Genomic DNA, 7,551 nt, shown 5'->3' on the forward strand with positions numbered 1-7,551 from the left:
CCTTCAGCAGCAAGCAGGCACGTCGGCGGCCACGTTGGCTGTCGTGCCGGGCAGCCCGGTGAGCCAGGCGCCTTGCACCCAAGCGCCCTGTACCGGACCGGCCACCGTCGACGACGAGGCGGCGGCGGGAACGATCGCTGCGCTCAGGACCAGGACGCTTCCCGCGACAGTCGCGGCGATCTTTGCTGTGATGCTCATGGGTGTCTCCCCCTTTATCAAGGGTTGTTCAGGGCTTCGCATCCAGGGTGCCGAGCGCGACCGCACCTGGCCTTGTCAGTCCGCGCAGGGATGTTGACGATTCGCGCACCCCCTTGTGGCTACGGCCCGCCTGAGGCGGGCCGTAGCCGAAGGAACGAGGCACCGCAAGGACGAGCGGCCGTCAGCCGACCAGGTGGTAGTTGCCCGCGACCACCAGGAAGAGCACCGCGGACAGCGCCACCGCGCTGTAGTGGATCCGGGCCGCCCAGCCCCACCAGCGGCGCCACCAGGCGATCACGGCGCACACCAGCACCGCGGCCGTGGTGGCCAGCGCCGCCTTCACCAGGACCGGGACCAGCTTGAGCATGGGCGAGTCGCCGAGGAAGACCGTCTGGTTGAGCGAGTTGGGGTCGGCGACCAGGAGGGCGAAGCAGGCGGTGGCCACGGTGAGCAGGACGCCGGTGGTCCAGGCGAGCAGGCGGGCCAGTTGGGCACCGGCCGGGGCGGCGGTGGCGGAGCCTCGGCGGCGGCCGATGAGGGCGCCGATGGTCCAGGCGGTGACGGACAGCAGCAGCACGCCGAGCGAGCCGATCAGGAGCTGCTGGTGCAGGACCGGGGACTCGTACCAGGGCAGCCGCTCGTACGCGACGGTCGGGTCGGAGGCGAGGAAGAGCTTGCCGTCCTTGAAGGCGAGCCGTTCCTGGCCGTCCTTCTCCTGGAAGAGGCCGTCGCCGATGCGCACCCAGTGCTGCTTGGTGACGCCCGGGTCGCGGCTGAGCGGGCCGGTGGTGGTGAGGGTGGAGTCCGGTCCCGCGGTGACCTGGACCGAGCTGGTCAGCGCGGCGGCGCGGGTGAGGTCGGAGTGGCTGGTGCGGGTGGAGCGGTAGAAGCCGGTGAACTTGCCGGTTTCGCCCATGCGGGCGGTGGCGGCGCGGCGCGGGGTGCCGAAGGTGTGGTCGGCGACCTGGTTGACGAGTTCCTGGCCGGCCCAGGAGGCGCTGCCGTCCTTGCCGTCGCCGTTGTACGCGACGTACACGCCGGTGTCCCGGTCGGGCAGCAGCGCGAGGTTGTCGTGGAAGCCGGGGATGTCACCGTCCTTGACGAGCATGCGGTGGCCGTCCCGATCACGCTGCTCAAGGATGTAGCCGATGCCGGGCAGCCGCGGGTCGTTGCCGAACTGGCGGTGCTGCATGGCCCGGGTCAGCCGCTCGCCGAGCACCCGGTGGCCGTCGAGGCTGCCGCCCGCGAGCTGGGCGAGCATCAGCCGCCCCATGTCGGTGGCGGTGGTGACGGCCGCGGCGCCGGTCGGGGTCCAGGCGCCGTACTGGCCCTCGGCGGGCACCTGCCGCTTGCCGTCGGGGCGGTAGCCGCCGGCCCGTTCGGCGGCGATGGCGGCGGGGTGCGGCTGGGCGAAGGAGGTGCGGGTCATACCGAGCGGCTGGAGGATGTGGCGGCCCACATACGCGTCGAAGCGCTCGCCCGAAGTCAGTTCGACCAGGTAGCCGGCCAGCGCCACGCCGTAGTTGTCGTAGCTGGACACCTTGCCCGGCGGGCGCACCCGCTTGGGCTGGTGTTCGGCCAGGCTGTCGCGGAGCCGTTCGGCGTCCTCGGGGTGGGCGGTGGCGCGGCCGATGATGCTGTTGTCGAACCCGGCGGTGTGCATCAGCAGGTCCCGTACGGTGACGGGCCGCCCCGGATAGCTGTCCTTGATGGTGAAGCCGGCCTTATGGCGGGTGAGATAGCGGTTGACGTCGGCCCGTGGGTCCAGCTTCTTCCGCTCGACCTGCTGGAGCACCGCCATGGCGGTGAACACCTTGGCGTCCGAGCCCATGAAGAACCCCGTACGGCGGGCGTCCACCCGGGTGTTGCGGTCGATGTCGGCCACCCCGTATCCCTTGGCCACCACCTGCCGTCCGCCGGAGACCACGACCACCGCGGCCCCGGGGATCCGGTACTCGTCCAGCTGCTTCTTGACGAGGTCGTCGACCAGGTCCTCGAGGCTGCGTGACTGCCGCGGGGAGCCGGACGGCGTGGCGGAGGCCGAGGCGGCCGTCGCCAGCACGGTCATGAGGACGGCGAGCAGCAGGGACACCGCCGCGGTAGCGCTGCGTCGAGTACTCATTTACCGGCTCCTTCGCTCACAGAGGGCTCGCGTCGTATGACCACAAGTCAACTCAAGGAGCGCGCGGAGGCCGATGGCCCTGTGTGGCGTCTTATGGGGGACCTGACTACACCCTCCGAAACGCCACCCGAGTCCAGTGCTCCCAAGGGCTCGCCACGGGCAGACTGAATGGCACACAGCGGCGGAAGGGCCGTCCCGAGGAGGGGGTTACGAAATGAGCATCATGATGGACGAGAGGACCGACGGACGACAGGTCGGCGGCAGCGGCCCCTGGCCCGTCCGTGGAGTGCGCGCCATGGGCCGCGGGCTGGCGCTGGCCGCCCTCGCCCCGTGGGAGGTGACGCTCTTCTGCCTGGTGGTGACCGCGATCTCGCTGCTGGGTGTCGGCCTCGGGGTGCTCCTGGTGCCCGCCCTGGCGGTGGCCCTGCGGGGGACCACGGCGATCACCCGGCGGCTGGCCGGTCAGTGGTCGGGGGTCGAGATCGAGGACCCGTACCGGCCGCAGCCGGCTCCCGAGCCGGGCTTCAAGGGCTTAATGCAGCGCAACCAGTGGGTTCTGACCGACCCGGCGACCTGGCGGGACCTGGCCTGGACCCTGGTCAACCCGGTGGTCGGCCTGGTGATCGCGCTGCTGCCGCTGGCGCTGGTCGGCTATGGCGTCTTCGGCCTGATCATGCCCCTGATCTGGGAGGACATCGCCGACGCGGGTGGTAACAACTGGTACGCGATGATCAAGGTGGCCAGTGACGGCTCCGCCCTGATGGCAGCCGCCCTCGGCGTCCCCATCGCGCTGGCCGGTCTGGCCGCGGGCCCGTACCTGCTCCGGGTGCACGCCCAGTTCGCCAAGTCGCTGCTCGCCCCCACCGAGATGTCCCGCCAGGTGCGCCACCTCACCGAGACCCGCAGCGACGCCGTCAACACCTCGGCCGCCGAGCTGCGCCGTATCGAGCGCGATCTGCACGACGGCGCCCAGGCCCGGCTGGTCGCGATGGGCATGAACCTGGGCGTGGCCGAGCGGCTGCTCGCCAAGGACCCGGAGGCGGCCCGCGCCATCCTCGCCGACACCCGCCAGGCCTCCGCCACCGCCCTCAACGAGCTGCGCGACCTGGTCCGCGGCATCCACCCGCCGGTGCTCGCCGACCGCGGCCTGGCCGACGCCGTCCGCGCCCTGGGCATGGACAGCCCTCTGGAGGTCGAGGTCAACGCCGAGCTGCCGGGCCGCCCCGAGGCCCCCGTCGAGTCCGCCATGTACTTCGCGATCTCCGAGGCCCTGACCAACGCCGCCAAGCACGGCGAGGCCCAGCGGGTCACGGTCGACCTCTGGTACGAGACGGGCCGGCTGCGCGGCCAGGTCACCGACGACGGGATCGGCGGCGCGGACCCCTCCCGTGGCACGGGACTGCGCGGAATGGAGCGCCGGCTTGCTACTTTCGACGGTGTCCTTGCCGTGACCAGCCCCCAGGGCGGTCCGACGACACTGACCATGGAGCTGCCGTGCGTGTTGTCCTCGCCGAAGACCTCTTCCTCCTGAGGGACGGGTTAGTCAGGCTTCTGGAGGCATACGACTTCGAAATCGTCGCCGCTGTGGACACCGGCCCCGACCTCCTGCAGGCCCTCGTCGAGAAACGTCCGGACGTGGCAGTCGTCGATGTACGACTCCCCCCGACGTTCACCGACGAGGGCCTGCAGGCCGCTTTGGAGGCCCGCCGCCAGATCCCCGGCCTCCCGGTGCTGGTCCTGTCCCAGTATGTGGAGCAGCTGTACGCCAAAGAGCTGCTGGCCGACGGCACCGGCGGCATCGGCTATCTGCTCAAGGACCGGGTGTTCGACCCGGACGAGTTCGTCGACGCGGTCCGCCGGGTGGCCGCCGGGGGCACCGCCATGGACCCCGACGTCATCGCCCGCCTCTTCGCCAGCACCACATCCTCCGCCGCCGACCCGCTGGCCCGGCTGACCGCCCGGGAGCGCGAAGTCCTCAGCATCATGGCCGAGGGCCGGTCCAACGCCGCGATCGCCGAGCGGCTGGTCATCACCGAACGGGCCGTCATCAAGCACACGTCCAATATCTTCGCCAAGCTGGACCTGCCGGTCTCGGACGACGACAACCGGCGGGTCCTCGCCGTTCTGGCGTATATGAAGTGACTCCGTGGTGAGTTCGAGACGACGACACGCCGTGACGCCGGCGTGTGGTCGCCTCGAACTCACCCCAAACGCAAGGCGCTCACCGACGGCCGCACGGCCACCCTGTCGTCCGTGCGCAGCGCGACCGCGGCGGCGTAGCCGGGCGGGGCGGGTACATCGGCCAGTGACCAGCCGGGCGGGGTGGCGGAGTCGGGCGGGGCGAGGTGGTCGGCCAGGCCGACGTGATGGGTGCGCAGGCCGCCGGGCAGGCCGGTGCCGATGCCCTTGAGGTACGCCTCCTTACGCACCCAGCAGCTGAGGAACGCCTCCTCGTGCAGCGCCTCGGGCAGCGCCTCGATCGCCGTCCGCTCATCGGCGTGGAGCTGCCGGATCAGCCCGGCCAGCACTTTGCCGCCCCGCCGCGCGTTCCTGGCCTCGATGTCGGCGCCGACGGGCGCGTCGGCGAAGGCGTACATCGCGGCGTCCTCGGCGTGCGACAGGGAGAACCGCAGCCCGGGCTCGCCCGCCACGGCGGGGCGGCCGTGCGGCTTGTCGCAGTCCGGCATGCCGCACAGCTCGCGGATCAGCTCGACCTCGGCGGGGTCGATGCCGAGATACGCGCCGAGCAGGATGCGCAGGCCCACATGGGAGGCGACATAGCGCTCCCGCAGGGTGTCGTCGCGGAACCTGGCGGCCCGCTCGCTCTCCCGGGCGTCCAGCATCCCGGCGCGCGCGGCGGCGGCAGCGGCGGACGGCGGGATCCGCAGCAGCCATACGGCCACCTCGGCGCCGGTGGGCCGGTCCTCGGGGCGGGGCAGGGCGCGGACCGGGCCCCATCCGTTCGTCCCGTCCGCCGTGTCGACGGCGGGATGCTGGACGTCCGGGTTGCGGTACGACACGATTCCGCTCTCCCCCCGCAGCGCTGAGCCTGACTCAACATCCTTGCCCCGGGGCGGCGTTGCCGCACGGGTGCCCCCCGGTGACTTAGGACACGTTCCCCTACCGACTGGTATGGTCACCCGTCCGCACCACTACGATCAAGCACAGACCGTGCACTTTCCGTAATGGGGGTTTGCGACATGGCGACCGGATTCTCGGCGAAGGCGGCCTCGGCGCTGGCCCTCCCGGTGGCTCCGCTGTACGGCGCCTTCCTCTCGTACTTCATCTACCACCCGCCCCGCAGGCCGTACCACAAGATCCCCGCCGACCTGGGGCTGACCAGCACCGACATCACCGTGCCGCTGGGCGGCGGAGGACGTCGGCTGCATGTGTGGCTGTGCGCGGGCGACCCGGACCGGGTGGTGGTGCTCGGGCACGGTCTGGGCCTGAGCAAGTCCGCGAGCCTCGCGCACGCCAAGATGCTCCACGAGGCGGGCTATACGGTCGCGATGTTCGACCACCGCAACCACGGCAAGAGCAGCGCGGACCGGGCCTGCTGGGGCATGAGCGACCGGCACACCGACGATGTGGTCGCGGTGGTCAAGCATGTGCGCGGCATGGCGGAATACGCCTCGGCGCGGATCGCGGTCTACGGCTTCTCCATCTCCGCCTTCCCCTCCTTCTACATGCTCAGGCGGGACGGGGAGCGCCCGGTCGACGCGGTCGTATTCGACAGCGGCCCGGCGCTGGAACTGCGGCCGCTGTTCCGTAACTTCCTCGCGGCCGACGGGCTGCCGATCCCCGCCCCGCTGCGGAAGGGGCCGTCCCGGAAGGCCCTGGAGAAGGTCGCCTCGACGGCGGCGGTGGCGATGCTGCGGGTGCAGTGGCCGCCCGCGGCCACGGGGGCGTACGAGAGCACGCCGATGCTCTTTCTGGCCGGCGAGAGCGACACGATGATTCCGGCGAACGGGGTGCGGGCGCTGGCGGAGCGGTATCCGCTGGCGGAGGTGCACACGCTGCCGGACACCGAGCATCTGCAGGGCGTCAAGACCCATCCGGAGGTCTACGCGGAGACGGTCCTGGGGTTCCTGGGGCGCACGATGAAGAGGTGAAGAGGCGATGCCCGCTCGGGCATGTCTCAGGCCGGATCGACGCCGATTCGGGCACGGGAAATTGGCCTCCCCCGCCCCCGTTACGCGGGGGAGACCAAGTTCACCGGTGATGCCAACGGTGCGGAATCACCGCCTCCATGGTCTGTCACGTGGGCTTCGCGCCCCAGACCCATGGCACGAAGATGCCATACGAATTGCCGGGCCCCCGTATCCGGCGCAACCGGTGAGACGGGGGCCCGGTGGGCTCTGAAACGGTCAGGGGTTCGGGGACGGGTGGCTCGCTGTCAGCCCTCAGTCCTTGATTTCGCAGATGACGGCGCCGGAGGTGATGGAGGCGCCGACCTCGGCGGCGAGGCCCTTGATGGTGCCGGCCCGGTGGGCGTTCAGCGGCTGTTCCATCTTCATCGCTTCCAGGACCACGACCAGGTCACCCTCGGCGACCTGGTCGCCCTCGGCCACGGCGACCTTGACGATGGTGCCCTGCATCGGCGAGGCCAGCGCATCACCCGAGGCGGACGATCCCGACTTCTTGACCGCCTTGCGCTTGGGCTTCTTCGACCCGCCCCCGTCCCCGGCGGCGGGTGCGGCAGCCGCGCCCAGGAACGCGGGGAGGGAGACCTCCAGGCGTTTCCCGCCGACCTCGACGACCACGGTTTCGCGTGCGGCGGCTTCTTCCTTCTCCTCCGTGCCCGTGGGGGTGTAGGGGGTGATGGTGTTGGTGAATTCGGTTTCGATCCAGCGGGTGTGGATGGTGAAGGGGTCGCTGGTGAAGGCGGGGTCGGTGACCACGGCGCGGTGGAAGGGGATGGCGGTGGCCATGCCCTCGACCTGGAACTCCGCAAGCGCGCGGGCGGCGCGCTGCAATGCCTGGGTGCGGGTGGCGCCGGTGATGACCAGCTTGGCCAGCAGGGAGTCCCAGGCCGGGCCGATCACGCTGCCGGACTCCACGCCCGCGTCCAGCCGCACGCCGGGGCCTGACGGTGGGGTGAAGGTGGTGACGGTGCCGGGGGCGGGGAGGAAGCCTCGGCCGGGGTCCTCGCCGTTGATGCGGAACTCGAAGGAGTGGCCGCGTACCGGCGGGTCGTCGTAGCCGATCGGCTCGCCGTCGGCGATGCGGAA

General features: G+C 71.1%; 7 protein-coding genes. 3 read left to right on the top strand and 4 right to left on the bottom strand.

The window, feature by feature from the left end; all coding sequences use genetic code 11:
- Window positions 1–3 precede the first annotated feature (3 nt).
- Together ACFV2X_RS04905 and ACFV2X_RS04910 are read right to left on the bottom strand one after the other, a co-directional pair.
- Window positions 4–198 carry a hypothetical protein gene (locus ACFV2X_RS04905; protein ID WP_385611441.1) on the bottom strand — a complete coding sequence of 65 codons (195 nt, stop codon included), beginning with the start codon at window positions 196–198 and terminating at the stop codon, window positions 4–6.
- Between the two features lie 181 nt (window positions 199–379).
- A complete protein-coding gene (locus tag ACFV2X_RS04910) occupies window positions 380–2,320 on the bottom strand; it encodes a serine hydrolase domain-containing protein (protein ID WP_385611444.1) in 1,941 nt (646 codons plus the stop codon).
- Between the two features lie 214 nt (window positions 2,321–2,534).
- Between ACFV2X_RS04910 and ACFV2X_RS04915 the strand changes: the two genes are divergently transcribed.
- Window positions 2,535–3,851, top strand: a complete 1,317-nt coding sequence (locus ACFV2X_RS04915; RefSeq protein WP_385611446.1) for a sensor histidine kinase — start codon at window positions 2,535–2,537, stop codon at window positions 3,849–3,851.
- Window positions 3,815–4,462, top strand: a complete 648-nt coding sequence (locus tag ACFV2X_RS04920) for a response regulator transcription factor (protein ID WP_089512892.1) — start codon at window positions 3,815–3,817, stop codon at window positions 4,460–4,462. Before ACFV2X_RS04915 ends, ACFV2X_RS04920 begins: the two co-directional genes overlap by 37 nt.
- Window positions 4,463–4,521: 59 nt before the next feature.
- Here the strand turns inward: ACFV2X_RS04920 and ACFV2X_RS04925 are convergent, their stop codons facing one another.
- A complete protein-coding gene (locus tag ACFV2X_RS04925; protein WP_385611449.1) occupies window positions 4,522–5,340 on the bottom strand; it encodes a 4'-phosphopantetheinyl transferase family protein in 819 nt (272 codons plus the stop codon).
- 180 nt (window positions 5,341–5,520) lie between these two features.
- On the opposite strand from ACFV2X_RS04925, the gene ACFV2X_RS04930 reads away from it, so the two are divergent.
- Window positions 5,521–6,432 (top strand): alpha/beta hydrolase, encoded by a 912-nt coding sequence (locus tag ACFV2X_RS04930; RefSeq protein WP_385611451.1) that lies wholly within the window; start codon window positions 5,521–5,523, stop codon window positions 6,430–6,432.
- A gap of 291 nt (window positions 6,433–6,723) precedes the next feature.
- On the opposite strand, the gene ACFV2X_RS04935 is transcribed toward ACFV2X_RS04930, so the two are convergent.
- Window positions 6,724–7,551, bottom strand: an 828-nt coding sequence (locus ACFV2X_RS04935; protein ID WP_385611454.1) for a biotin/lipoyl-containing protein, incomplete at its 5' end; no start/stop codon positions are given.

It is taken from the genome of Streptomyces sp. NPDC059679 (genome assembly GCF_042734105.1).
GTDB lineage: Bacteria > Actinomycetota > Actinomycetes > Streptomycetales > Streptomycetaceae > Streptomyces.